This is a genomic window from Stenotrophomonas maltophilia (assembly GCF_025642255.1).
Taxonomy (GTDB): domain Bacteria; phylum Pseudomonadota; class Gammaproteobacteria; order Xanthomonadales; family Xanthomonadaceae; genus Stenotrophomonas; species Stenotrophomonas maltophilia_P.
Genome location: NZ_CP106759.1, coordinates 375,804 through 400,783, shown reverse-complemented (window position 1 = coordinate 400,783; position 24,980 = coordinate 375,804). Strand labels below are relative to the sequence as shown.

The window sequence follows — 24,980 nt, the reverse complement described above, 5'->3', positions numbered from 1 at the left end:
CGCCGGCATCGGATCGAGCCGGGCAGATGCGACAATCGCGCTCCTTCCCAGTTGCAACGAGGCCCCTGTGGGCAAACTGACCTTGGCCGGCGTCGATGCGCTGCGCTCCCGCTTCAACGACGACGCCGCCTGTGATGGCGCGCTGGCGGCCTTCGCTGATCCGGCCGCCCTGCGTGCACCGCTGCGGGATCTGTTGGACGCCGAACACCGGTTCCTGCAGGCCGAGTACGAAGTGGCGCAGGTGGCCGATGTGCTGCGCCGCGACCAGAAGTACGCGCCGGTGGGCCGGCCGTCGGTGCATATCGTGCAGCTGCGCAAGCAGCAGGCGGCGACCAGGCAGGCCGCGTTGATCGCACGTCAGGTGGTGGCGCAGGCCGCGCAGACCTTCGTGCGGATGAGTGGCATGACGGTGAAGGCCAAGCAGAGCCCGAGCGAGGCGTGTGCAACGTGGCTGGGCGCGCTGCGCTGAGCGCACGTACCCGGTAGCGGCCAACGCGCGTTGCCCGCGCTCAAAAAAGAAGGCCCGCTTTGCAGCGGGCCTTCTGCCTTCTCACGACGAGTGAGCGGGGTGCATCAAGCGGCCGGCTTCTCGCCGGTGGCTTCGGTGGTGATGCGGATCTTCACTTCATCGCTGACGTTCGGGGCGTAGGCGCCCACGCCGAAATCGCTGCGCTTGAGGGTGGTGGTGGCATCGAAGCCGGCGGCCGGAACCTTGGCCATCGGGTGCTCGCCGCCGCCGTTGATGGTGACGTCCAGGGTCACCGGCTTGGTGATGTCCTTGATGGTCAGATCGCCAGTGACGGTCAGCTTGTTGGTGCCGGCCGATTCCACCTTGGTGCTCTTGAAGGTGGCCGCCGGGAACTTGGCAGCGTCGAAGAAATCGGCGCTCTTCAGGTGCTCGTCGAACTTGGCGGTGAAGCTGTTGAGGCCGCTCAGCGGCAGCTTCACTTCCACGGTGGACTTGGTCACGTCGGCGGCGTCGTACACCAGGGTGCCTTCAGCGTTGCCGAAGTGTGCGCTCGGGTTGGAGAAGCCGAAGTGGCTCCACTGCGCCAGCACGTCGGTGTGGCTCGGGTCGAGCTTGTAGGTGCCCGAGGCGATCTGGATCGCTTCGGCGGCCGGCGCGGCAGCGGCAGCATCGGCAGCCGGGGTGGCGGCCGGCTGTTCGGTGGCGGCCGGAGCGGCGGCATCAGCGGCCGGGGCAGCGGTATCGGCCGGCTTGGAGCAGGCGGCGATGGCCAGGGTCAGGGCCAGCGGCAGCAGCAGTTTACGGGTGGCGCTCATCTGAGGAACTCTCCGGATCGTAGGGTGGGTACAGGGTGCAGCAATGGCCCGCCGCAACCGGCGGGCCCGAAACCGATACAGCGACTTACGCGATGCGCGCCGCTTCGTCGAACGACAGACGCGGCAGGCGCGGGAACAGGCCCGCCGGGTCACCGTACCCCAGGTTGACCAGGAAATTCGACTTGATGCTGGTGCCGGCGAAGAAGGCTTCATCGACCTTGGCCGGGTCGAAGCCGGACATCGGGCCGGCATCCAGGCCCAGCGCGCGCGCGGCCAGGATCAGGTAGGCGCCCTGCAGGCTGCCGTTGCGGATGGCGGCCTCGTGGCGGCCTTCCTGCGGGCCGTCGAACCAGGACTTGGCGTCGGCGTGCGGGAACAGGTACGGCAGCTTCTCGTGGAAATCCAGGTCGAAACCGATGATGACGGTGACCGGTGCGGCCATGGTCTTGTCATGGTTGCCTTCGGACAGCGCGGGGGCCAGCTTGGCCTTGGCTTCGGCCGACTTCACGAACACGAAGCGCGCCGGGCTGGCGTTGGCCGCGGTCGGGCCCCACTTCACCAGCTCGTACAGTTCCTGCAGCAGGCTGTCGTCCACCGGGGTGTCGAGGAAGGCATTCTGGGTGCGGGCGGTGCGGAACAGCTGATCCAGTGCGGCGGCGTCAAGCGCGTGGGACATCGGTGCATCTCCAGGGCGGCGAAGGGGAGTCAGTGCCCGCGGGCAACGCGGGGCGAAACGACCAGCCGCAGTGTAGAGTGTCGCGACTGTTGCAACACCCAGCAGGGCTGAAACGAATTAATGCCAATGGTGAAACGATCGAGCGCACCGTGGACGGTCACCGATGGCCGTGCAGGCAATGTCCGCCAGGCGGTCGCGCTGGCCTCGGCGCTGCGCCAGGGCACCTATCGACCCGTGGTACTACAGCCTCGGGCGCCCTGGCGCTGGGTCACCCCGCGGCGCCTGCCCGGGGATGCCAACGGCTACGGCGATGCGTTCGCGGCACTGGCTGCCGAGCCCCCTGCGCTGGCGATCGGCTGTGGCCGCCAGGCCGCCGGTGCGCTGCGCGTGCTGCGCGCCCGCGGCACGCAGGTGGTGCAGATCCTCGACCCGCGCATCGGCGCCCGCCACTGGGACATGGTGGTGGTACCCGAGCATGATCGCCTGCGCGGCAGCAATGTGCTGACCTTGATCGGCAGCCTCAACCCGGTCGATGACGACTGGCTGGCCTGGGGACGGGCGGCGTTCGCCGGCTTCAGCACCCTGCCCGGTCCGCGCACTGCACTGCTGGTGGGCGGCCCGACGCCGCTGGCGCCGTGGGACGAAACGGCGATGGTCGGTGTGTTCCGCGCCCTGGCCGCGCAGATTCGCAGTGAAGGCGGCAGCCTGCTGGCCACCACCTCGCGACGCACCCCGCCGGCACTGGCCGAGATCCTGCGCGCGACCTTCGCCGACCTGCCGCACGTGATCTGGGGCGACGGCGGCGACGGGGTGAATCCGTATGGCGGCCTGCTCGGCTGGGCCAACCGTGTGGTGGTATCGCCCGATTCGGTGAACCTGCTCTCTGAAGCCTGCGCCACGCGCATGCCGGTGATGGTGGCGCTGGCGGAGACCGCGCAGGGACGCCTCGCCCGCTTCCAGCAGCAGCTGCACGAGCGCGGGCGATTGCAGACACGCTGGCTGGACTGGCAGTACGACCGCATCGAACCACTGCGCGAAACCGCGCGCATCGCCGCCGAGGTCAGGGCGCGGCTGGCATTGGGGTAACGCCCCACCGTTGACGGCCGGTGTGTTCCTGAACGGGTGGTTTTGGATTTGCCTTTGGCCGGGCGGATAATGGGCGATTCCCCTTGTCCTCCTGGCTCGCCATGTCCGTGCGTCCTGCCCCCGTTTTTGCCCCGCTGACCCCGCGCGCCCTGGTGCTGGCCGTGCTGGCGATGGGCGCGGTGGTGCTGCTGTCGAACGTGCTGGTGCAGTACCCGATCAACGACTGGCTGACCTGGGGTGCGTTCAGCTATCCCGTCGCGTTCCTGGTGAGCAATCTGATCAACCGCCGCTTCGGCCCGGGACCCGCCCGGCGCGTGGCCTGGATCGGTTTCGCGGTGGCGGTGCTGTTGTCGGTCTGGGTGGCGACGCCGCGCATCGCCATCGCATCGTGCTCGGCCTTCATCGTGGCGCAGCTGCTGGACATCACCGTATTCGACCGCCTGCGCCGGGGCAGCTGGTGGCGTGCGCCGATGGTAGCCACCACCTGCAGCGCGACGGTGGACACCACGATCTTCTGGTCGATCGCCTTTGCCGGTTCCAGTCTGCCGTGGGTGAGCTGGGCGGCAGGCGATCTGGCCGTGAAGCTGGCCATCGGCGTGTGCCTGCTGGCGCCGTTCCGCGCGCTGCTGTGGAAGATGGCGCCGCTGCGCGCGGAAAGCGCGCGGTGATTCCGCCGGGCATGGCCCGGCGCTACCGCTGCGTTTGTTTGGATGACGCCGGCATGGCGCAGCGCGCCTGTTCGGGTAGCGCCGGGCCATGCCCGGCGGCCTCGCTGCCGATCAGCCGAACGGCAGGCCGGCCGCCCGGCAGGCCGCACTGATTGCTGCGCAGGCCGCTTCGATGGCCGGTGTGGTCGGTGCCAGCCGCGGGCGACGGTCCAGCGTGCAGGCCAGGCCCACATCCAGCAGAGTGGCATGCGCAGCGTGCAGTGCCTGCGCGGTGGCAACCGGCAGGAATTCCGCTGCGGCCAGTGCATCGATCAATGACGGCGTATCGCGGGGTGACAGCAGCGCCGGTACCTGTGCACTGCGCTCGAGCACACCGGTCTGCAGCAGGAACTCCAGGTCCACCACGCCACCGGCGCCCTGCTTCAGGTCGATGCGCGCGGCATCGCTGCGGTCCAGTTCGGTGCGCATGCGCCCTCGCATCTTCAGCACATCGGCATAGAGGGTGGCGGGGTCGCGTGCACGGCCCAGGGTCTGCGCACGCACCTGCTCGAAGTCGGCCAGCAGGCTGGCATCACCGGCCACGCCGCGCGCACGCACCAGCGCCTGATGCTCCCAGGTCCACGCGCGTTCGCGCTGGTATTCGGTGTAACTGGCCAGGGACGAGACCAGCGAGCCTTTGCCACCGTCCGGCCGCAGGCGCACGTCGATGTCGTACAGCCGACCGGCGGCGGTGACCGCGCCGAGCAGGGCCATCACCTTCTGTGCCAGCCGCGCGTACCAGCGTCCCGGCTCCAGCGCGCGCGCGCCATCGCTGGCCTCCACGCCCGCCGGATGATCGTGCAGGAATACCAGGTCCAGATCGGAACCGAAGCCGAGTTCGAGGCCCCCCAGGCTGCCATAGCCGATGATCGCAAAGCGCCCGCCGGGAATGCCGCCGTGGGCGGCCTGCATGTCGGACTCGGCCATGGCCAGCACCGTGACCACCACCGCCTGCGCCAGCTCGGCCAGTTGGCGGGTGCTGTCGACCGCGCCCTGGCGGCCGTCCAGCGTGGCCATCGCCATGCGGAAACTTAGGGCCAGCCGGGTTTCGTTGAGCCAGCGCAACGCGGCTTCCGGGTCTTCGACCGTCAGCGCCTGCTGGCATTCGGCCAGCATGCCGGCCGCATCCGGCATCGGGCCGGACACGCGCACGTCCAGCAGTTCGTCCAGCAGCAACGGATAGGCCGCCAGGCGCTCGGCCAGCAACGCGCTGCGCGCCAGCACATCCACCAGCCGCGCCAGCGCACTGGGCTGTTCGTCCAGCAGGGCCAGATAACTGGTCCGGCGCAGCACCGCCTGCAGCAGGCCGAGTACGCGCCTCAGTGCGGCATCCGGTTGCGGCGAGCGCGTGGCGGCGTGCAGCAGCGCCGGCAGCACGCGGTCCAGCCGCGCGCGCGCGGCGTCGGACAGCGACTTCACGCCGGTGCTCTGCGCGAAATCGCGCAGCGACTGATCGGCGCCGTTCGCATCGAGGAAACCGGCTTCGGCCAGCAACGGCGCGTCACTGCCACCCGGCAGGCTGCGCCAGTAGTTGGCCAGCGCATCCGGCGCCGCCTGGCCCTTGCGCGGTGCCAGCAATGCAGCGAACTCGGTGCTGACCCGCTGCTGCTGCACGGCCAGTGCGGCGCGCAGCGCTTCCCAGTCGGGGTAACCCAGGCCGAGGGCGATGCGCTCGCGGTCGATCGCATCGCTGGGCAGCACATGCGTCTGCGCATCGCGCAGCATCTGCAGCCGGTTCTCCAGGCGGCGCAGGAACAGGTAGGCCTGCTCCAGCGATGCGCCGTCTTCGGGCGCGATCTGGCCCGCCGCCACCAGCGCCTGCAGCGCCACCAGCAGGCGACGTTCACGCAGGGCCGGTTCGCGGCCGCCACGGATCAGCTGCAGTGCCTGGCACAGGAATTCGATTTCGCGGATGCCACCGGCACCGCGTTTGATGTCTTCATGCAGTTCGCGGCGGGCGACTTCGGCCGTGATCGCAGCTTTCATCTCGCGCAGTCCGTCCAGCGCGGTGAAGTCCAGATAGCGTCGATAGACGAACGGGCGCAGCGTCTGCAGCCACGCCTCACCGGCGGCGATATCACCGGCCACGGCACGTGCCTTCAACCAGGCGTAGCGCTCCCAGTCGCGGCCCTCCCGCTGGAAGTACTGGTCCATCGCAGCGAACGACAGCGCAACGCGGCCGGCACTGCCAAACGGGCGCAGGCGCAGGTCGACGCGGTGGCTGAAGCCATCGACGGTGGTTTCATCCAGCAGCTTGGCCAGGCGCTGGCCGAGCCGCGCGAAGTATTCTTCGGCGGCCAGCGGACGCGGTCCGTCCGATTCACCGCCCTGCGGGTAGGCGTAGACCAGGTCGATGTCGGAGCTGAAGTTGAGTTCGCCACCGCCGAGCTTGCCCAGGCCAAATACGACAAGTTGCTCGACGCGGCCCTCGTCATCACGGATCACGCCGTGGCGCTGTGCGAATTCCTGCTGCAGGGCATCCAGCGCCAGCCGCAGGCAGTCTTCGGCCAGGGCGGTGGCGCCGGCCAGGGTCTGCGCCACGTCATCCAACCCGGCCAGATCGCGCCAGACCAGGCGGGTCGACATCGCCGCACGCCAACGCCGCAGCTGCGCCGGCCATTCGCCGGGCTGCACCGGGTCGAGCACCGGCGTCGGCAACGGCGGGCACCCCGGCTGGGCCAATTGCGACAACAGGCCGGGCTGCCGCACCAGCGTGTCCAGAGCGAAGTCACTGGCGATGGCCAGGTGGGTCAGCAGGGGCCGCAGATCGGCCGGAATCGGTTCCGGAGCCACCTGGGCCAAGCGCGACAGGGCACGATCAACCAGGGGCTGCAGCGCGGCGGGCAGTTCGGCGGGGGCGAGGGTCATGCGTTGATTCTCGCGGCGCCGGGCGCCTTTGCCAACGGCGGGAAGTCGCTGCGCCGCCGTCCATCGCGCGCATTCATCCTGGGCAGCGGGCAATAAAAAAGCCCGCTTGCAGCGAACTGCCAGCGGGCTCTGCTCCCTCCCCCACGTCGGGATGCAGGGCCATCCTGCGGGCTGCGAAAGGACTTTGCACGCTGCACTGCAAAACAGAACCGGCGGGTATGGATAGCCCCGCCCGCGAAAAGCCATTCCACGAAGGTAGCCCCCCCGTACGCCGGGGGATGGCCGATAATCGAGGCTCCCCCCAGAAACACTGTCGTCATGTCTGTTGATCGCATCGCCAACGCGCGTCTCCGCGACCGCGTGGTCTCCGCCGAGGCCGCAGCCGCGCTGATCCAGCCGGGTGAAACCGTGGCCATGAGCGGGTTTACCGGCTCGGGCTATCCCAAGGCCGTCCCCGTGGAACTGGCGCGCCGCATCGAAGCGGTGCATGCCCAGGACCAGCCCTTCCAGATCAAGCTGATGACCGGCGCCTCCACCGCGCCGGAGCTGGACGGTGCGCTGGCCAAGGCCGATGGCATCGCCATGCGCATGCCCTTCCAGAGCGACCCGGATGCGCGCAACCGCATCAATGAAGGCAAGCTGGATTACATCGACATCCACCTCAGCCACGTCGCCCAGCACGTCTGGTTCGGCTTCTACGGCGAGATCGACACCGCCGTGGTGGAAGTCTCGGCCATCCGCGAGGACGGCTCGCTGGTGCCGTCCACCTCGGTCGGCAACAACAAGACCTGGCTGGACCTGGCGAAGAAGGTGATCGTCGAGGTCAACGAGTGGCAGCCGGCCGGCGTCGATGGCATGCATGACATCTACTACGGCACCGCGCTGCCGCCGCATCGCAAGCCGATTCCGCTGGTCAACGCCAACGACCGCATCGGCGATACCGCGCTGCGCTGCGACCCCGACAAGATCGTGGCGGTGGTCCGCACCAACGGCCCGGACCGCAACAGCCCGTTCAGCCCCATCGATGCGACCAGCGAGCAGATCGCCGCGCACCTGATCGACTTCCTCAAGCACGAAGTGAAGCACGGCCGGCTGCCGCCGAACCTGCTGCCGCTGCAGTCCGGCGTGGGCAACATTCCCAATGCGGTGCTGGCAGGCCTGGCCAGGAGTGGTTTCCGTGATCTGGCCGCGTTCACCGAGGTGATCCAGGACGGCATGCTCGACCTGCTGCGCGACGGCGTGCTGAGCTATGCCTCGTGCACGGGCTTCGCGCTGAGCCCGCAGGCCAACGAGACGTTCAAGGAGAACATCGACTTCTACCGCGAGCGCATCATCATGCGCACGCAGGAAATCTCCAACCATCCCGAGCTCGTGCGCCGGCTGGGCTGCATCGGCATGAACGGCATGATCGAGGTGGACCTGTACGGCAACGTCAATTCGACGCACGTGATGGGCACGCGGATCATGAACGGCATCGGCGGCTCTGGTGACTTTGCCCGCAACGGGTTCCTGTCGGCGTTCCTCAGCCCGTCCACGGCGAAGAACGGCACCATCTCGGCGATCGTGCCGATGGCCAGCCACGTCGACCACACCGAACACGATGTCTCGGTGATCGTCACCGAGCAGGGCCTGGCCGATCTGCGCGGCCTGACCCCGCGCAAGCGTGCGCAGGTGCTGATCGACCGCTGCGCGCACCCGGATTTCCGCCCGCAGCTGCAGGACTACTTCGACCGCGCCAGCCGTGAGAGCTATGGCAAGCACACCCCGCACCTGCTGCCGGAAGCGTTGTCCTGGCACCAGCGGTGGCTGGATACGGGCACGATGAAGGGTTGAGGCATAGGGTTCGCCGGGCATGGCCCGGCGCTACCGCTGCATCCTTTGCCGCTTCGCCGGGCATGACCCGGCGCTACCGTTGCATTGTCCCTGGTAGCGCCGGGCCATGCCCGGCGACCACCGCAACGCATCAACCGCGCAGGCTCGCCAGTGATTCGGCCTGCAGGCGCTCGTAGATGTCGAACTCATCGTTCACCGGCACGCCCAACGCCTGCTCGAACGCTTCGCGGTTGGCATGTGCGGCATAGGCGCGCTGCTCTTCGCCACCCAGGTTCGACTGGAAGATGCCTGCGGCGCTGACCGGCAGGAAATCCTCGTAGACGATCGGGTCGGCCACCACCAGCCCCGCCGCGATCAGGGCTTCCGCCGGCAGGTCACCGATCCCGCCAGGCGCGGCGCGGCCGGCCTCGGTCAGCTGGTAGCGGAAGTAGCCCAGACCCTCGCGGCGCAGGGTGTCATGGTCGTCCGGGAACGCTGCGAACGCTGCCTGCAGGCGCTGGCCATAGTCGCCACCGGTACTGCCGGCACCTTCGCTGTTGCGCGCCTGCGCCAGCAGCTGGTCGTACAGCGCGCGCCCCTTCGGCGTCAGGGCCAGGCCACGCTGCTCGATCTCGCCGAACCGCGCGGTGTGGGTGCCGGCATCACCGCCCTGGTCATCGGGGAAATGCACGGCTTCTTCCAGCGCTTTGAAACTGGTCTGCCGCAGCAGGATCGGACAGGCGCGGCGCGGCGGACCTTCGATGACTGCCTTGGCGGCCATGCCCTGCTCGATCATCGCCGCCTGCGCGGCATCGATGTCCAGCGTGCGCGGGGTCAGGTGGTTGATGTGCGGGCCACGGAAGCTGACCACGTCGGCCACCAGCCTGTGTGCCTGGTGCAGCGCATGGTAGGTCGGCAGGTCGACGGTGGCGTCACCGTGCCAGCGGAAGGTCTCCAGCGCCTCCGCCACGAAGTGCTCGGCGTCGTCCTGCGACAGCCCGCCATCGCGCTCGGCCTGGTCGATCAGAGCCAGGGCGGCATCGGTGAAGATGCGGCGGCGGGCCAGGATCTGTGCCGACTGCGCACGCAGGGCCTCGTCCTCGATCAGTTCCAGGCGCAGCAGCGAGGTGAACACGCGGAACGGATTCTGCGCCAGCGCCGCACCGGTGAGCGGGCGAAACGCGGTGGAATGCACCGGCACACCGGCCACCGACAGGTCGTAGTAGCCGACCGGAAACATGCCCATCACCGCGAACAGGCGGCGCAGGGTGGCCAGCTCCTGCACGGTGCCGACGCGGATCGCGCCGTGCCGCTCCTCGTCCAGCCGGCCGCGCTCATCGTTGCGCTGCAGCTGCGCAGCCAATGCAGGGTCCTGCGCCAGTACCTGCGCGTTGATCCGCTCCACCAGTTCCACCAGCGTGCCGTACAGCGGCACTTCGGTGCGGTACATGCGGGACATGGCCTGGGCGAACAGGCGGCGGATCACATCAGGCGAAACGAAAGAGGCGCTCATCAGTCACTCGATTACGGGAACGGGGAACAGCTCGAACCCGTATTGTCGCCGGAGCGCGGGGCCGGCGGCGATATGCAGAGCAGCATGGAGCGGACCGGCGCTACCGGTTGAGCTGGCGCTTCAGGGTGGCATCCAGGGTGATCGGCCGGTCCCAATGCTCATAGCTGGCCACGATGGCGTGGCGCACGGCGCGGTAGTGCAGGTTGTCCGGTGCCTTGGGCATCCGCTTCACCACGGCCTGCCAGCCGCCGGCCGGGTCACGGCTGAAGGCACGCACGCTGTCGCGGCAGGTCTGGCCGCTGGCCTTGGCCCAGAAGCAGGCGAAGTACAGGTCACCCGCCTGCCAGCCGTGGGTGCTGAACAGCGCGCTGACATAGCCACGCGGCACATCGGCATAGCGCGAGACCTCGTCGAGGAAGGCATCGGGGTAGCGCTCGGCGTAGTGGTTGATGTCGCGCAGCTGGGCGTCGATCCAGCGGTCGCCGGTGTCCACCTCATAGGCTGCCGAGCGTTCGGCCGTCTGCTGTGCCAGCACAGTGGCCGGCGCCAGCAGCAGGAGCATCAGCAGCGTGAGCAGGCGAGCATTCATGCCCCGATTCTGCCGCAGCCGTCGCGCCCTGTCAGGCCGCGACGCTGGCCTTGGCTTCGATCGCGGCCAGTGCGGCCGGCCAGTCCCAGGCGGTATCGGCGCTGACCATGCGCGGCTCGTCGTCGGCCACGCCATGCTGGGTCTCGTGCGCCCAGGTGACCGCATAGGGCGTATGGATGCCCCAGCCCCCGAGCGTGACCACCGGCTCGATGTCCGAGCGCAGCGAATTGCCGACCATCACGAAGCGCTCGATCGGCAGGTCGAACTCGGCCAGCACGCGGGCATAGGTTGCCGGGTCCTTCTCCGAGACGATCTCGATGCGCGGGAACAGTTCATGCAGCCGGGCAACGTTGATCTTCGCTTCCTGGTGGAACAGGTCGCCCTTGGTGATCAGCACCACCGGATAGTGCTCGGCGATGGCCGCCACCGATTCACGCACACCGTCGATCAGCTCGACCGGATGGCGCAGGGTGTCGTGGCCGATGTCGAGGATGCGCTGGATGTCCCTGGCCTCGATGCGCTGGCCGGTGATGTCGATGGCCGCCTCGATCATCGACAGCGCCATGCCTTTCACGCCGTAACCGAACACGCCCAGGTTGCGCTGCTGCACTTCCAGCAGGTGACGGGCGGTCTGGGTGTCGTGCACGTCGATGTAGCGCGACAGCAGGTCAAGGTAGTCCTGCTCGGCCTTGCGGTAGTAGTCCTCGCTCTTCCACAGCGTGTCGTCACCGTCAAAACCGACCAGGCCGATGGCGCGCGCGGGCGCAGGCGTGGAGGTGTTCATCGGACAAGGATACAGGCGCGGCGAGGGCGAAAAAAACCCGGGCGGCTGGCGCCGCCCGGGTACCCATGCACCGGTTGTCCCGAATCAACGGTGGATCAGCGGCCCTGTGCGGCGCCGCCGGCACCGGCCTGCTGGGCGGCCACATAGGCCTTGTACTCATCGGCGCTCAGCTCGCCGTCCTTGTTGGCATCGGCCTGGTCGAACACCTGGGCAAGGCCGGCGTTGACCTGTGCCTCGGACTTGCTGATGGTGCCGTTGCCGTCGGTATCGATGCTGGCCCAGGTCTGGCCGCCGCCGCTGGCCTGCGCCGATGCGGCAGCCGCTGCGTCAGTGGCCTGGTTCGCGGCCTGGCCTGCCTGCGCGGCGGCCTGCTGGGCCTGCGCTGCATCATTCTGCGCCTGTGCGGCCTGCTGCTGCGCGGTCTGTGCCATGGCCGGAATGGCCAGTACGCTGCCGGCGGCGACAATCAGGGCGATCAGGGGCTTGCGGTTGCGAATGGTCATCAGGGATGTCTCCTTGGGGTGGTGTTGCGCGGCCTGTTGTTTCCGCACGGCACCTACCCTGCCACCCCGTTTCTGAATCGATTTTGCGCCGCGACCGGCATCCACACGCGCGGTTAACCACTGCCCGGCGTGCATGCATTAGCGCGGTGGTTAGGGTGGAGTGATCGGCCCATAAGGCGAACATTCAACGCCCTTGGATTTAACCCACAGGCAACGAAAAACCTGCGTCAGTCGACGTTCTGGGACGATGACCGCGAACTGAACAACACCCATCCCAGCGCCACACCGGCGAGCGCTCCGGCAATCTCCAGCACCACGCGGCTGCCGAGTTCGTTCGGATCGTGGATGGTGGCCAGGAACAACCGCGCATACAGCGGCGACTCCAGCCGCACGATTCCCATGTAGAAGAGCTTCCATGCATCGATGCCGGCCGAGATCACCACGGCGATGACGCACGACCAGCCGATGGCATGGCCTACCGTCCAGTGCAGCAGGCGGCACAGCCGATGCCAGAGCAGGTACACCAGCAGGCCAACCAGCAATGCGATGGCGCCAGCTTCCAGGGTACCGAGCAGGCCGAAATGCAGGGGAAGATTCATCGGGTGCGCAGGAGGGGAAAGGCGGCCAGTGTACGACGGAGGGTCTCGGCGGCGCGGACCCGCGGGTGCTGCTATCGAACGGGCACGTCGTAGGCGGTCATCGGGTCCGGCTCGGGCTGCAGCGTGTAGTGCCACCACTCCTGCGCATAGTTGCTGAAGCCATGCCGGGCCATCGCCTGCAGCAGACGGGCACGGTGGGCCCGCTGTGCGTCATTGAGTCCCTCGGCCGCGGTGTGCGCCCGCGGACCGAAGAAATCGAAATCGGTGCCCATGTCCAGCGGCGTGCACGTGTCGCGCCGGCACGCCAGCAGGCCGACGTCCACGGTGGCGCCGCGACTGTGGCCCGAGCGCTCGGCGATGTAGCCTTCGCTCAACAGCTGCGGCTTTTCCAGATCCGGATACTGCAGTGACTTGCGTGACTGCTCCGCGCGGTCATGTGCCCAGGCCACGAACGCCTGCACCGCGCGCACCGGGCGATAGCAGTCGTAGATGCGCAGAGCGAAGCCCTGCGCGCGCAGATCCGCTTCGACCCGTGCCAGTGCGGTCGCGACCGGCGCCAGCAGATAACAGGCCGGCGCTTCATAGCCAGGCACGCGTGCGCCCGTGAAGTTGCCGGCGCCGGCATAGCGGATGTCCAGCTCGATTCCCGGCGACACCGTGCGGATCTCCACCAGCCCGGCCTGCGACGCATCGGTGGCCGACGATAGGCGCGGCGCCTCACTGGCGTGCGCGGGGCTCGCCAGTGCAGTCGCCAGTGCGAGTGAAATGCAGATCCTGGAAGTCATAGCTGAAGTCGATGTCCGGGTCGATCGCGCGCAGTTGCAGGGACGGCACCGGGCCATCGCCGGGCTGCAGCCACACCTGCGCGTCCTCACCCAGCGTATCCCAACGCAGCAGCCAACGCTGCTGCAGCTGCATCACCCGGGCCTGCAGGCGAGGCGATTTCTCCACGCGGAACCGCAGGCCGTCGGGGCCTGGGCACAGCCAGGCGGTTCCCAGCCACGGATCCGCATAGCGGCCCTGCCACTGCGGCAAGGCCGTGCCGGATACGGCGCGCGCACCTTCCGTCGAAGGCGCCACATGCCCCTGCGCACGCTTGGACGCCTGCGCGCGCTCCAGTTCATCGAGGTAGTCGGCGGCACGCCTGCGGTCCTGCGGCGCGGTGTACGCCTTCAGCATCGACTGCATCAGTGCCGTACGTGCCTGCTCGCCCTCGCCATTGATCAGGATCACCACGCCGATGCCACGGTCGGGCAGCAGGGCCAGCGACGAATACATGCCGGACAGGGTGCCGGTATGCGCCACCTTCCAGTGGCCATCGATGTCCGACAGGCGCCAGCCGTAGCCATAGCCATGGACGTGTGCGTTGTCCCAGCGCCGCTGCAAGTCACCCAGCGGCATCGGCATGTGCAGCGTCCACAGTGCCCGCCGCTGTGGCGTGTCCAGCCAGTCCGGCACAAGGTCGGGATCCAGCAGGACCTGCATCCAGCGCGTCATGTCGCGCAGCGAGCAGCGGATGCCGCCGGCTGCCATCGATGGCAGATCGGCGCTGATCTCACCATCGGTGTTGACCACCGTCGTGCGGCCGTCGCGCCGCGCATGCGGCTGGGCGACGTTGCCGACGTCGCGCACCGACCAGCGGCCAACCTGGCAACGGGCCATGCCCAGCGGCTCAAACACCTGCTCGCGCATCAGCTGGTCATAGGGCTTGCCCCCTGCGGCAGCAGCCACTTCACCGGCGACCACGTACATCAGGTTGTCGTAGGCATAGCCGCTGCGGAAGCTGGTAACGGGTTTCAGATGCGCAAGCCCGGCGATGATGTCGGCGCGGGTGAAGGCATTGGGCTCGGGCCACAGCATCAGGTCACCGGCGCCCAGCCCCAGGCCACTGTTGTGGATCAGCAGATCACGCACCTGCATCTGTTGCCCTACCCAGGCGTCGTGCATGCGGAAGCCGGGCAGATGCCGCTGCACGGGGTCATCCCAGCGCAGCCGGCCCTGCTGCACCAGCCGTGCCAGCAGCGCGGCGGTCATCGCCTTGCTGTTGGAGGCGATCTTGAACAGCGTGTCCTCATCAATGCGACCGCCATCACCCCGCATGCCTTCGGCATGGCGGTACACCACCTGTCCCTGGTCCACCACCGCCACCGCCATCCCAGGCAGGTGCTCGCGTGCGACAACGGTGGCGATATCGGCATCGAAGCGCGCGGGCTCCGCCAGCGCAGCAGGCGAGCCGGCAAGTGCAGCAAGGACGATCAGCTGAAGCACAGGCCCGCTCCCTTGGGTCATTGCCCGCGCCGCCCCTTCGAGCGGCGCGGGCACAGCGTCAGTAGCTCCAGGTTACCGTCAGCTGCGCATAGCGCGGCGACTGGAAGCCGGTGCCATAACGATACAGCGGGTTCGGCGTACCGATGCTGTCCTGCGGTTCGTAGTCCTGGTCCACCGTCACCACACGCTGCTGGTTGAGTACGTTGTACACCGCCAGCTTCAGGCGCAGGTCGGTGGGGATCGGCACCTTGTACGACACGCTGACGTCGAGGTCGTAGGTCCACGGCGTGCGGCCATCGCCACCGCGCGGGGAATGCACGAACACGCGCTCGGACGGCACGCTCGCCTGGCAGTTGGAGACGCACACGTAATAGCTGTGGAAGTCGGTGTCGTCGAACGGATTGCCGGCGCCGAAGCGGGTGATCGGGCTGCCCGACTGCACGCCCAGCGTCGCCGCCACGCTCAGGTTCTCGGTCAACGCATAGCTGCCACGGAACTTGAACTGATGCCGCCGGTCATTGGCCAGGTAGCCATAGCCGCGGTAGTTCACCCAGGGGTTGTCGAAATTCTCGGTGCGTCCGGCATCGGCAAAGTCGGTATCGGAGTTGACCGGACCTTCCGCGTTGCCACGGCCGTAGGCCAGCGTATAGGACGCATTGAAGCCCCACTTGCCATCCCAGGCGCGATCGACCTGCAGCTCCAGCGCCTTGTAGTCGCGCTTGGGCTTCACCCAGCCGCGCTGGCCAACATAGTTGCCGTCATCGTCATACAGCGCCCAGCCTTCCTTCGACGTATCGATGCTGATCCAGCCATCGTTGCTGCCGTCGCAGTTGGTATCGCCCCAGACGGTATTGCTGCGCCCGGGATTGCCCATGATCCAGACGCTGTCGATGGCACCGCATTGGCCGGTGGCGGTGATGTTCATGTCATCGATGGCGTTGTGCAGGCGCCGATAGGTCACGCTGGCGCCGACCGACCAGGCTTCGTTGATCATCTGCTGGAAGCCGAGGATCGCCTCGTCCTGGTAGACCGGGTCCATGTCCCGGTTCACTTCGGCACGCAGGTCCGGCACGCTGCCATCACCCTGCGAATTGTCGACCGGCCCGATCTGTGCCCCCAGGTTCGGCACGTTGTTGGCGGCACCGCTATAGCCGAGGAATTCGTACCAGGTGCGTTCGTCCAGGAAGCCACCGGCCTGCTTGATGTTGATGACGTTGGCCACCGGCAGGAAGTAACGGCCAAGGTTGCCGAACACCTTGGTGGTGCCATCACCGCGCACGTCCCACGCGAAGCCCAGGCGCGGGGCCAGCATGTCGTCGATCTTGATGTAGCTGCTGCCGTCGCCGCCCTTGTTGTCGAAGGCTTCCAGGCGCAGGCCCATGTTCAGCAGCAGGTTCGGGGTGACCTGCCAGTTGTCTTCCAGGTAATACGCCGAGTTGATGGTTTCAAACGAGCCATCCACTTCATACCGGCGGGTGCGCGCGACCAGGCCACTGGCCGGCACGATGCCCCCATTGAGCGAGCTGCCCGGCGTGCGGTAGTAGATGTCGTAGCGGAAACCACCCGGACCGGGATAGGCGCGGCTGTAGTCGGAGGTGTTCTCTTCGCGGTCCAGGCCGAAGCGCAGCAGATGGTCGCCCAGGGTCCACTCGAAGTCGGCGCGTGCGGCCTTGCGCGTATCCAGTGCCGATTCCAGCAGCGAGCTGCTGGTGCAGCTGCGGTCGCCCTGCAGCTGCGAGGGCACGCCCTGGCTGGCGGTACGGTTGTCGAACACGCGGTTGCAGTTTTCGTCCATCAACGAGCTCTGCGCGCGGTTGCGCTTGTTCTCGCCATACATCAGCTTCATGGTCAGGTCGTTGTTGACCTGCCAGCTGTAGGTGCCCGACCAGTTCGTGCCGCCCACGGTGTTGTAGATCTGGTTGCTGCGCTCGCCTACCGTCTGGCCACTGGCATAGTCGTAGTTGTAGACATCGGTAAGCGTCTTGCTCTTGTCCGAGAAGCCGAACAGCGACAGCATCTGGTTGTCAGTGATCTGCCAGTCGATCTTGCCGCCCCAGAACGGGTCATCGGCCTTGCCCTGGCTCAGGCGCGTACCGGCATCGTTGGTCGAGGTTGGCCGGTAGTCACGGGCCTCGTACATGCCGAAGAAGAACAGCCGGTCCTGGACCAGGGCACCGGAGGCGAACACGTTGAGCGCACTGCGGCTGTAGTCGTCGCGGCTGGCGGTGATGTAACGGCTGCCTTGGCCGTCATAGCGGTCGCGGGCCTGCGACTGCCACGCGCGGGGTTCGAACACCAGCTCGGCACCGGCCTTGAAGTCGTTGCTGCCCGAGCGGGTGACGGCGTTGATGACGCCACCGGTGCTGCGCCCGAACTCCACCGAATAGCCTCCGGTCTTGACCTGGAACTCCTGGTAGAAGGAGAACGGTACTGACGAGAAGCCCACCCGGTTGTAGAAGTCGGTGACGTTCAGTCCATTGATGTACACGGTGTTCTCGGCCACTGATGAGCCGCCGAACGAAATGCCCTGCCCGCCCAGCGAGCCCTTGCCCTTCACTGCGCCCGGCGCCAGCAGCGCAACGGCGGTGATATCACGGTCCACCGGCAGGCGCGACAGCTCCTCACGGGTGATGTTGGTGGCCGATTCGGTGGATTTCACATCCACCATCGATACCACCTGCGGCGCACGCACCTCCACCGTTCCCAGGGTACTGACCGCACCCAGCGGCACATTGACGGTGGTTGCGCTGCCCAGGCCGACGGTGACCTGGCCGACGCGGCTGGCACCGCCGCCGGGCAGGCTCACCTCCATCTCATAGGTGCCCACCGGCAGCAGCGGAATGCGATAGCTGCCGTTGGCATCGGCCTGTACCGAGCGGACGAAGCCGGTGGCCGGATTGCGCACCGTGACCGTGGCGCCGGCGGGAACCTGGCCGGCATCGCTGACCAGCCGGCCGGCGACGGAGCCATCCTGCGCGAAGGCGCCGGGCGCGATCACGCCCAGACAGGTACCCAGGGCGACGCACAGCGCCGCCCGCTTGATGTTGTATGCCTTCATCCCCTGCTCTCTCCTGCAAGAATTGAATGGTGCCGATGGTGGTGTGTCGCGCTAGCGTTGCCCGGCGGGCAGTACCTGCCACTGGAAGTCGTAGCTCCATTGGTCGAAGTACAGGTTGCCGCCTGCCCACTCGGCCTCGCCGCGCTGCGAGTCGACCGTTTCCGAGCGGAAATGCTGTTTGGCCGGCACGAACGGCTGGCCGAAATCGTCGTTGAAGGCGATGCGGTAGCCGTCGAGGCCACCCAGGTAGAAATCGCGCAGCGCAGGTACATCGCTGGCCAGTGCACCGGTGGTCACATCCATCGGCAGCCAGCCATACGGCGCCAGATAGACCTGTCCCCAGTCATGCAGGTTGTTGTAGCCGCTGCCATCGTCGGAGAACACCATGCCCGACTGCCAGCGCGCGGGAATGCCGTTCATGCGCAGCAGCGCGATCAGCAGCAGCGTCTGCTGGCCGCAGTCGGCATGGCCGGCACGCAGCGCGTAGTCGCTGATGTTGCTGAGGGTGGAATACTCGCGTGCGCCGGCCCATGGGATGCGATCGACCGCCGCGAACAGCCTGCGCACGATCTCATAGGGGCGTGTTTCGCCCTGCAGCACCTGGTCGGAAAACAGTTTCAATGCCGGCGTGAAACGCACATGCGGCAACTGTTCGCCCAGATAAGGCTGCAGCGCGGCGTCGGCCGGTGTCGGCTGCACCCGGGCCGGATCGATTGCCGTGTGGCGGGCGGACAGGGTGACCGCATAACGGATCTCGAAGCGCGTGGGCTGCCCGGCGACGGCCTTCGCTTCCAGATAGGCGGTGCGCTGCAGGGTACCGGCGGGTGCCACGCGTGCTTTGTCCGGTGTACTGCCAAGCCATTGCACGCGCTCCTGCTGGCCTGGAATCTCGCGCGGATAGGGAATCCAGGCGCGAACGGTTTCGCCCGCCGGGACCGCATCGGCCTTGACCGTGAGCGACTGCGTGAACGCGATGCGCTGCGGCAGCACCGAGCCCTGGCCGCTTTGACCGGCAGCAGCAACGACACGTGCGTGGTGCGCGTTGAGCACTTCATTCGGGCCCGGAGACGGCATCGGTGCATCGGCGCGGCGGCGTGCACGCGCTTCATCGCTGAGCAGGAACAGGTTCGAGGGCGCGCGCTTGAAGTACGCGCGCCTGCCATCGATATCGAGGTGCTCGATCAGCCCCAGCTGGTCCCAGCGCGCGAACTCCTCGTCGGTCAGATCCGGAATCCAGCGACGCACCGCCGCTTTGGCCGCCGCTTCGTCGAGGGAAAAATCCAGGCGGATGCGGCGCATGCGCTCGCGCTGGAATGCGTCTTCGGCAGCATCGCGCCCGGTCGCCAGCAGCGCCTGGGCGTCGCTGAAGCGCCCGCTGTCGATCAGGTCGATCACCTGCAGCTGCCGGCTGTCGCGCGCGTCTGCCGCGTGCGTGGCCGACGCCCACAGCAGCAGCGCGGCACACAGGCCGGCGGCGGCAGGCAGACGCGGTTTGCGAACGGCAGGATCCACAGCGACACTTCCCAAGCGCGGGTGGTAACGGCTGTGTAACACGGGCCGGAGGACCGGTCAATAATTTATCCTTGCTTTCGCAGGCGAAAGGAATAAATATTCCTTAAGGCATTCGAGGAGGGTGTGCTGCGCATGATCCTGGCTTCCCGCGAACCGCGCCGGCAGTGGCCGCGCCGGTTGACCCTGGCCCTGTGCCTGTTCGCCGCACCGGCCTTCGTGCAGGCTGCCGCGCCCGATCCGGGCGCGCCGCTGCCGTATGTGATCGGTCTGCACGAGGCTTACCTGACCCCGGACTACTGGGCCGCCCGGCTGGACGATGCCGATGCGCCGATCCTCGACCGCGCACAGATCCAGGCGCAGAACGCACGGATGCGCGCAGAGGATGCCCATATCCAGGACATCGCCGCCCTGCCCGCCCAGCTGGATGCGGCACAGGTACGCAGCAGCATCACGGCGCTGTCGAGCTGGCCCACGCGTACGCTCTACAACGCCAAGGGGCAGGCGATCGCGCCGGCAGTGCGCAAGGCCATCGAAGCCAACCTCGGCCTGGATGCGATTCCCGCACAGGTGGCGCCCGACTACGGGCTGGTGGTGAAGCGTGCCGCACTGCGCACCTTCCCGACCCGCGAGCGGGTCTTCAGCACGGTGGGCGATACCGATATCGATCGCTTCCAGGAATCGGCGCTGTTCCCCGGTGACAAGGTCGCCGTGGTCCATCGCAGCAGCGATGGCCGCTGGTTGTTCGTGCACAGCGAGCGTTACAGCGCATGGATCGAAACGGACGCCGTGGCCACCGGCGACAAGACCAGCGTGCTCGGCTATGGCAGCGCCGGCCCGTACCGCATCGTCACCGGCGCCACCGCGCACACCGTCTACACGCCGGAAGAGCCGCGCGTCTCGCGCCTGCAGCTGGACATGGGCGTGCGCCTGCCGGTGCTGGCCGACTGGCCTGCGGCCACGCCGGTCAACGGCCAGCAGGCCCACGCCTCATGGGTGGTGCAGCTGCCCGTGCGCGAGGCCGATGGACGACTGAAGCTGGTTCCGGCACTGCTGCCGCGCTCGCAGGACACGGCCGCCGATTACCTGCCGCTGACCCCTCGCCGGCTGTTGCAGCAGGCGTTCAAGTTCCTGGGTGAGCGCTATGGCTGGGGCCATGACTACGATACCCGCGACTGCAGCGGCTTCGTTTCGGAAATCTACCGCAGCTTCGGCGTGCTGCTGCCGCGCAATACCAGCGCCCAGGCGATCAGCCCGGCACTGGATCGCCTGCCGTTCACCAGCAGGGATGGCAAGGCCGCGCGCGAACGTGCCGTCACCGGCCTGCAGGTCGGTGATCTGGTCTACATCCCCGGCCATGTGATGATGGCCATCGGCCACGTCGACGGCCGCACCTGGGTCATCCACGATACGGCCGGCGGCAGCTGGTTCGGCGCCGACGGCACGCGTGTGCAGGCCCATCTCAATGGTGTTTCGGTCACGCCGCTGGAGCCGATGATGGCCAGCGACACGGTCCGCTACATCGACCGCATCACCAACATCCAGCGCCTGCGGGCCAAGACCCCTGAATGAAGATCACCGCCATTGAACTGGGCATGCTGCGCGTGCCGCTGAAGACCCCCTTCAAGACCGCCCTGCGTACCGTGGAAACCGTGGAGGACGTGGTGGTGCTGATCCGCACCGACAGCGGCCACACCGGGTACGGCGAGGCGCCGGCCACCGCGGTGATCACCGGTGATACGCATGGCTCGATCATCGAAGCGATCCGCCACTTCATCGCTCCACGCCTGATCGGGCAGGACGTTGCTAACCTCAACCGCCTGTGCGGGCTGGTGCAGACGTCGATGGAGCGCAATACCAGCGCCAAGGCCGCAGTGGAGATCGCCCTGTACGACCTGTGGGCGCAGCTGCATGGTGCGCCGCTGTACCAGATGCTCGGCGGCGGCGACCCGGTCATCACCACCGACATCACCATCAGCGTGGACTACATCGACAAGATGGTGGCCGATTCGCTGTCGGCGATCGAGCGTGGCTTCGAGTCGCTGAAGATCAAGGTCGGCAAGGACATCGGCCTGGACATCGAGCGGGTCAAGGCGATCCACGCGGCGGTTGAAGGCCGCGCCCTGCTGCGCCTGGACGCCAACCAGGGCTGGACCGCCAAGCAGGCGGTGCACGCGATGCGCACGCTGGAGGATGCCGGGGTGGTGCTGGAGCTGCTGGAGCAGCCGGTGAAGGCCGCCGACATCAGTGGCCTGAAGTACGTGACCGACCGGGTCAACACGCCCGTCATGGCCGATGAGAGCGTGTTCAGTCCCAGCCAGGTGATGGACCTGATCCAGCAGCGCGCGGCGGACATCATCAACATCAAGCTGATGAAGACCGGTGGCCTGTCCAATGCCATCCGCATCGCCGACATCGCCGGCATCTACGGCGTGCCGTGCATGATCGGCTGCATGATCGAATCGAGCATCAGCGTGGCCGCGGCCGTGCACCTGGCCGTGGCCAGGAGTGATGTGATCACCAAGGTCGACCTGGACGGCCCTTCGCTGGGCCAGTTCGACCCGGTCAGCGGCGGGGTCAACTTCAACGAGTCGGAGATCACCATCAGCGATGCGCCGGGGCTGGGAATCACCGAGGTGCGCGGGCTGGAGATGATCACGCCGCCGCGCTGGTAGGCCGCTGCACGGGCGCTACCGCCGACCGTTGATCCCGCTTACCCTTCCTGCAACCGGACCCACGCTGAGCCCCATGCCACCCCTGGTGAAAATCCGCTCCGAGCGCGGGCAGATGTCGGCCATCGAACGCCGCATCGCCGACTTCATCCTCGACAACGCGCACCTGCTGCGCGACTACTCGTCGCAGCAGCTGGCCAGCGCGCTGGGCATCAGCCAGTCCAGCGTGGTGAAGTTCAGCCAGAAGCTGGGCTTCAAGGGTTATCCGGACCTGAAGTACTCGATCGGCCAGGACGTGGCGCGCGCCGGCCACGATCCGCAGGCACGCCCACCGTCGCCGAGCGCCGATGACTACGCCGACATCGCCGGGCGCCTGCGCCTGAGCCGGGCAGCCGCCGAGGAAGAGACCAGCCTGGCCAATGCGCAGGCTGATGTGGAGGCCATCGTGCGACTGCTCGACAGGGCGCCCAAAGTGTTCGTGTACGGCCTTGGCGATGACGGCCTGTACGCGCGCGAGTTCGCCATGCGACTGTCGCTGCTGGGCATGCTGACCGTGCACCATGCCGATCCGATCCTGATGATGGCCAACCTGTCAGCGGCGCGGGCCGGTGATGCCATGCTGGTGTTCTCCGAGTTCGGCAAGCTGCCGCAGCTGTTCCAGCTGTCGCGGCAGTTCCAGGACGTGGGCGGGAAGGTGGTGTCGATCACCCGCCACACCGCCAACCCACTGCGCGCACATGCCGACCAGTCACTGGTGGTCTGCGCCCATGACCCCGCACCGCACGTGGCGCAGCTGCTGTACCGTGCTTCACTGCAGTCCCTGCTCGACTTCGTCTTCGTGCTTTTGTGCCATGCCAACCCGGACCGCCACCGCCAGCTCGGGGTGAACCTGGAACGGATCGAACACCTGATCGACGCCTGATCGACCCCTGGTTCACTGGAGTCCACGATGCTGCCGCTGCTGCGTACCGCCCTCGCTGTCACCGCTTTGGCCACCGCGCTGCCCGCTGGCGCGCTCTCCCTGCTGCCGCCGATGGCGCGCAGTCTGCAGGCCATCGTGGTGGTCACCGACAGCTGGGATGCCACCCAGGGCCGGCTGCAGGCCTATGAGCGCAGGAGCAGCGACGACACGTGGCGCCCGCACGGCCCGGCCTTCACCGTGGCCGTGGGGCGTGAGGGCAGCGCGTGGGGCGTGGGCCGTGCGTCGCTGCACAACCAGGGGCCGCAGAAGACGGAAGGCGACGGGCGCAGTCCGGCCGGCGTCTTCGATATCGGCCCCGCGTTCGGCTACGCGCCGACGATCGCCAGCGCGATGCCGTATCTGCCGATGACGGCCAGCCACTACTGCATGGATGTACCCGCCTCGCGCTACTACAACCGCATCGTCGATGCGGCGGACGTAGGTACCGCCGCAGTGGAAGGCTCCACCGAACCGATGCGGCTGGACCTGCACAACAAGGGCGATGTTCGCTACCGCGAGGGCTTCGTGATCGAGCACAACAGCAGCCGCAGGCCGGGCAAGGGCAGTTGCATCTTCGCCCACCTCTGGCGCAAACCGGGCGAGGCCACGGCCGGTTGTACGGCAATGGAGCCGCGCCACATGACGGCCCTGCTGGCCTGGCTGAAGCCGGACACGCGCGCGGTCTTCGTCCTGCTGCCCAAGACGGAGTACGACAACCTGCAGGGGCCGTGGCAGCTGCCGGCCCTGACCGGAGCGTTGCGTTGAGCGCCCCGGACGAACCGCAGCTGCAGCGCGCGGTCAGCCGCTGGCAGATCGTCGGCCTGTCGATCAACGACGTGATCGGCAGCGGCATCTATCTGCTGCCGGCGGCCACCGTCGCCCTGCTGGGCCCCTTCAGCCTGTGGGGCGTGGTCGCCGCCGGCATCGTGGTGGCCCTGCTGGTGCTGTGCTACGCGCAGGCCGCCAGTTACTTCGATGAACCCGGCGGCAGCTATCTGTATGCCCGCGAAGCCTTTGGCCGCTTCGCCGGCTTCGAGATCGGCTGGATGATCTGGCTGACCCGTATCAGCTCGGCGGCCGCACTCAGCAATGCGCTGGCCGATGCGGTCGCGCGCTTCTGGCCCTGGGCCGGGGCCGGCACGGGTCGCCTTGCCGTGATCGTGCTGTCGCTGGGTTTCCTGACCGGCGTGAACATCATCGGCGTGCGCTCGGCGGCCCGCACCGGCATCGTGCTGGTGATCGGCAAGATGCTGCCGCTGCTGCTGTTCGTGGCCATCGGCGCGTTCTACATCGATCCGCAGCTGGCGTTCTCCGGCCAGCGCCCGGACCCGCACGACCTGCAGCGCATGGGTGAGGCCGCATTGTTGCTGCTGTATGCCTACGCTGGTTTCGAGAACATCCCGGCGGCAGCCGGCGAGTACCGCAATCCCCGTCGCGACATTCCATTCGCGTTGATCACCATGATCATCACCGTCACCGTCATCTACGGCGCGGTGCAGGTGGTGGCGCAGGGCACCCTGGCCGGGCTTGCGTCGTCGCCGACACCGCTGGCCGATGCCGCAGCCGGATTCGGCGGTGAGGCACTGGCGTTGATCCTGACCGTCGGTGCAACCATCTCCATCCTCGGCACCAACAGCAATACGATGATGATGGGCCCGCGCTTCCTGTTCGCGCTTGCCCGCGATGGCTACGGGCCGAAGATCCTCGCGCAGGTCCATCCGCGCTTCCGCACACCGGCTGCCGCGATCTTCTGCCAGGGGCTGATCGCCCTCGGCCTGGCGCTGTCCGGTTCGTTCGTGCAGTTGGCGCTGCTGTCGATGACCACGCGACTGTTCGCCTATATCGGAACCGCGGCGGCCGTGCTGGTGCTGGCCAAGCGCTACGCCGACCGGCCGGGCGCACTGAAGCTGCCGGGCGGGCCGCTGATTCCGGTCCTGGCCCTGCTGCTCTGCCTGGCCCTGTTCGCCAGTGCCAGCTGGCAGAACATCGCCGCCGCACTGGTCGCCTTCGCCATCGGCGCAGTGATCTACAAACTGCCGCGCAAGGACGTAGGCGCCTGATCATCGGCAGCGACGGCGCGGATGGAGGACA

The 24,980-nt window shown here is 67.6% G+C and carries 21 protein-coding genes; 9 read left to right on the top strand and 12 right to left on the bottom strand.

Features of this window, described 5'->3' with window-relative positions:
• Positions 1 to 67: 67 nt before the first annotated feature.
• Complete coding sequence (locus tag N8888_RS01810; RefSeq protein ID WP_263177149.1) at positions 68 to 469, top strand: hypothetical protein; 402 nt, start codon at positions 68 to 70, stop codon at positions 467 to 469.
• Positions 470 to 573: 104 nt separating this feature from the next.
• Here the strand turns inward: N8888_RS01810 and N8888_RS01805 are convergent, their stop codons facing one another.
• Positions 574 to 1,284 (bottom strand): YceI family protein, encoded by a 711-nt coding sequence (locus tag N8888_RS01805; RefSeq protein ID WP_074902043.1) that lies wholly within the window; start codon positions 1,282 to 1,284, stop codon positions 574 to 576.
• Between the two features lie 85 nt (positions 1,285 to 1,369).
• Positions 1,370 to 1,960 carry a malonic semialdehyde reductase gene (locus N8888_RS01800; RefSeq protein ID WP_053520115.1) on the bottom strand — a complete coding sequence of 197 codons (591 nt, stop codon included), beginning with the start codon at positions 1,958 to 1,960 and terminating at the stop codon, positions 1,370 to 1,372.
• A 126-nt stretch (positions 1,961 to 2,086) separates the two neighbouring features.
• Here N8888_RS01800 and N8888_RS01795 point away from each other — a divergent pair, with 126 nt between their 5' ends.
• Together N8888_RS01795 and N8888_RS01790 are read left to right on the top strand one after the other, a co-directional pair.
• Complete coding sequence (locus N8888_RS01795) at positions 2,087 to 3,046, top strand: mitochondrial fission ELM1 family protein (RefSeq protein ID WP_262100726.1); 960 nt, start codon at positions 2,087 to 2,089, stop codon at positions 3,044 to 3,046.
• A 101-nt stretch (positions 3,047 to 3,147) separates the two neighbouring features.
• Positions 3,148 to 3,714 carry a queuosine precursor transporter gene (locus N8888_RS01790; RefSeq protein ID WP_053520117.1) on the top strand — a complete coding sequence of 189 codons (567 nt, stop codon included), beginning with the start codon at positions 3,148 to 3,150 and terminating at the stop codon, positions 3,712 to 3,714.
• A gap of 111 nt (positions 3,715 to 3,825) precedes the next feature.
• Here the strand turns inward: N8888_RS01790 and glnE are convergent, their stop codons facing one another.
• The gene (gene glnE, locus N8888_RS01785) at positions 3,826 to 6,621 is read right to left on the bottom strand and encodes a bifunctional [glutamate--ammonia ligase]-adenylyl-L-tyrosine phosphorylase/[glutamate--ammonia-ligase] adenylyltransferase (protein WP_263177145.1); all 2,796 of its coding nucleotides are present in this window, start codon (positions 6,619 to 6,621) and stop codon (positions 3,826 to 3,828) included.
• Positions 6,622 to 6,939: 318 nt separating this feature from the next.
• Here glnE and N8888_RS01780 point away from each other — a divergent pair, with 318 nt between their 5' ends.
• Positions 6,940 to 8,454 (top strand): succinyl-CoA:acetate CoA-transferase ScpC, encoded by a 1,515-nt coding sequence (locus N8888_RS01780; protein ID WP_065175422.1) that lies wholly within the window; start codon positions 6,940 to 6,942, stop codon positions 8,452 to 8,454.
• A 130-nt stretch (positions 8,455 to 8,584) separates the two neighbouring features.
• On the opposite strand, the gene hglS is transcribed toward N8888_RS01780, so the two are convergent.
• From hglS to N8888_RS01735, 9 genes are all read right to left on the bottom strand, one after another.
• Positions 8,585 to 9,946: a 2-oxoadipate dioxygenase/decarboxylase HglS gene (gene hglS, locus N8888_RS01775; protein WP_263177142.1), complete on the bottom strand. Its 1,362-nt coding sequence runs from the start codon at positions 9,944 to 9,946 to the stop codon at positions 8,585 to 8,587.
• A 100-nt stretch (positions 9,947 to 10,046) separates the two neighbouring features.
• Positions 10,047 to 10,535 carry a hypothetical protein gene (locus N8888_RS01770; RefSeq protein WP_053519656.1) on the bottom strand — a complete coding sequence of 163 codons (489 nt, stop codon included), beginning with the start codon at positions 10,533 to 10,535 and terminating at the stop codon, positions 10,047 to 10,049.
• A 31-nt stretch (positions 10,536 to 10,566) separates the two neighbouring features.
• Positions 10,567 to 11,319 carry an HAD family hydrolase gene (locus N8888_RS01765; protein WP_053519655.1) on the bottom strand — a complete coding sequence of 251 codons (753 nt, stop codon included), beginning with the start codon at positions 11,317 to 11,319 and terminating at the stop codon, positions 10,567 to 10,569.
• Positions 11,320 to 11,414: 95 nt separating this feature from the next.
• The gene (locus tag N8888_RS01760; protein WP_065175425.1) at positions 11,415 to 11,822 is read right to left on the bottom strand and encodes an EF-hand domain-containing protein; all 408 of its coding nucleotides are present in this window, start codon (positions 11,820 to 11,822) and stop codon (positions 11,415 to 11,417) included.
• 227 nt (positions 11,823 to 12,049) lie between these two features.
• Entirely contained in the window at positions 12,050 to 12,421 is a 372-nt protein-coding gene (locus N8888_RS01755) for a hypothetical protein (RefSeq protein WP_053519653.1), read from the bottom strand.
• A 71-nt stretch (positions 12,422 to 12,492) separates the two neighbouring features.
• Positions 12,493 to 13,206, bottom strand: a complete 714-nt coding sequence (locus tag N8888_RS01750) for a M15 family metallopeptidase (RefSeq protein WP_263177139.1) — start codon at positions 13,204 to 13,206, stop codon at positions 12,493 to 12,495.
• Complete coding sequence (locus N8888_RS01745; protein ID WP_263177137.1) at positions 13,139 to 14,689, bottom strand: serine hydrolase domain-containing protein; 1,551 nt, start codon at positions 14,687 to 14,689, stop codon at positions 13,139 to 13,141. Before N8888_RS01745 ends, N8888_RS01750 begins: the two co-directional genes overlap by 68 nt.
• A gap of 58 nt (positions 14,690 to 14,747) precedes the next feature.
• The gene (locus tag N8888_RS01740; RefSeq protein ID WP_263177136.1) at positions 14,748 to 17,747 is read right to left on the bottom strand and encodes a TonB-dependent receptor; all 3,000 of its coding nucleotides are present in this window, start codon (positions 17,745 to 17,747) and stop codon (positions 14,748 to 14,750) included.
• Positions 17,748 to 17,798: 51 nt separating this feature from the next.
• Positions 17,799 to 19,259 (bottom strand): transglutaminase-like domain-containing protein, encoded by a 1,461-nt coding sequence (locus N8888_RS01735; protein WP_263177135.1) that lies wholly within the window; start codon positions 19,257 to 19,259, stop codon positions 17,799 to 17,801.
• Positions 19,260 to 19,391: 132 nt separating this feature from the next.
• On the opposite strand from N8888_RS01735, the gene N8888_RS01730 reads away from it, so the two are divergent.
• The 5 genes from N8888_RS01730 (at position 19,392) to N8888_RS01710 (ending at position 24,949) form a co-directional block, all read left to right on the top strand.
• Entirely contained in the window at positions 19,392 to 20,828 is a 1,437-nt protein-coding gene (locus tag N8888_RS01730; protein ID WP_111186651.1) for an SH3 domain-containing protein, read from the top strand.
• Entirely contained in the window at positions 20,825 to 21,931 is a 1,107-nt protein-coding gene (locus N8888_RS01725; protein ID WP_111186635.1) for a dipeptide epimerase, read from the top strand. The genes N8888_RS01730 and N8888_RS01725 overlap by 4 nt, the downstream gene beginning before the upstream one ends.
• A 73-nt stretch (positions 21,932 to 22,004) precedes the next feature.
• Positions 22,005 to 22,850 (top strand): MurR/RpiR family transcriptional regulator, encoded by an 846-nt coding sequence (locus tag N8888_RS01720; protein WP_065175430.1) that lies wholly within the window; start codon positions 22,005 to 22,007, stop codon positions 22,848 to 22,850.
• Between the two features lie 27 nt (positions 22,851 to 22,877).
• Positions 22,878 to 23,654, top strand: a complete 777-nt coding sequence (locus N8888_RS01715) for a L,D-transpeptidase family protein (RefSeq protein WP_111186637.1) — start codon at positions 22,878 to 22,880, stop codon at positions 23,652 to 23,654.
• Positions 23,651 to 24,949: an APC family permease gene (locus tag N8888_RS01710; RefSeq protein ID WP_065175432.1), complete on the top strand. Its 1,299-nt coding sequence runs from the start codon at positions 23,651 to 23,653 to the stop codon at positions 24,947 to 24,949. The genes N8888_RS01715 and N8888_RS01710 overlap by 4 nt, the downstream gene beginning before the upstream one ends.
• Positions 24,950 to 24,980 lie beyond the last annotated feature (31 nt).

Excerpts from the sequence above, each read along its gene's own strand:
- N8888_RS01765 (WP_053519655.1), bottom strand. The coding sequence starts at position 11,319 with ATGAACACCTCCACGCCTGCGCCCGCGCGCGCCATCGGCCTGGTCGGT.
- N8888_RS01760 (WP_065175425.1), bottom strand. The coding sequence starts at position 11,822 with ATGACCATTCGCAACCGCAAGCCCCTGATCGCCCTGATTGTCGCCGCC.
- N8888_RS01780 (WP_065175422.1), top strand. The coding sequence starts at position 6,940 with ATGTCTGTTGATCGCATCGCCAACGCGCGTCTCCGCGACCGCGTGGTC.
- N8888_RS01770 (WP_053519656.1), bottom strand. The coding sequence starts at position 10,535 with ATGAATGCTCGCCTGCTCACGCTGCTGATGCTCCTGCTGCTGGCGCCG.
- N8888_RS01795 (WP_262100726.1), top strand. The coding sequence starts at position 2,087 with ATGGTGAAACGATCGAGCGCACCGTGGACGGTCACCGATGGCCGTGCA.
- N8888_RS01800 (WP_053520115.1), bottom strand. The coding sequence starts at position 1,960 with ATGTCCCACGCGCTTGACGCCGCCGCACTGGATCAGCTGTTCCGCACC.
- N8888_RS01725 (WP_111186635.1), top strand. The coding sequence starts at position 20,825 with ATGAAGATCACCGCCATTGAACTGGGCATGCTGCGCGTGCCGCTGAAG.
- N8888_RS01755 (WP_053519653.1), bottom strand. The coding sequence starts at position 12,421 with ATGAATCTTCCCCTGCATTTCGGCCTGCTCGGTACCCTGGAAGCTGGC.
- N8888_RS01720 (WP_065175430.1), top strand. The coding sequence starts at position 22,005 with ATGCCACCCCTGGTGAAAATCCGCTCCGAGCGCGGGCAGATGTCGGCC.
- glnE (WP_263177145.1), bottom strand. The coding sequence starts at position 6,621 with ATGACCCTCGCCCCCGCCGAACTGCCCGCCGCGCTGCAGCCCCTGGTT.
- N8888_RS01730 (WP_111186651.1), top strand. The coding sequence starts at position 19,392 with ATGATCCTGGCTTCCCGCGAACCGCGCCGGCAGTGGCCGCGCCGGTTG.
- N8888_RS01790 (WP_053520117.1), top strand. The coding sequence starts at position 3,148 with ATGTCCGTGCGTCCTGCCCCCGTTTTTGCCCCGCTGACCCCGCGCGCC.
- N8888_RS01805 (WP_074902043.1), bottom strand. The coding sequence starts at position 1,284 with ATGAGCGCCACCCGTAAACTGCTGCTGCCGCTGGCCCTGACCCTGGCC.
- N8888_RS01750 (WP_263177139.1), bottom strand. The coding sequence starts at position 13,206 with ATGACTTCCAGGATCTGCATTTCACTCGCACTGGCGACTGCACTGGCG.
- N8888_RS01740 (WP_263177136.1), bottom strand. The coding sequence starts at position 17,747 with ATGAAGGCATACAACATCAAGCGGGCGGCGCTGTGCGTCGCCCTGGGT.
- N8888_RS01715 (WP_111186637.1), top strand. The coding sequence starts at position 22,878 with ATGCTGCCGCTGCTGCGTACCGCCCTCGCTGTCACCGCTTTGGCCACC.
- hglS (WP_263177142.1), bottom strand. The coding sequence starts at position 9,946 with ATGAGCGCCTCTTTCGTTTCGCCTGATGTGATCCGCCGCCTGTTCGCC.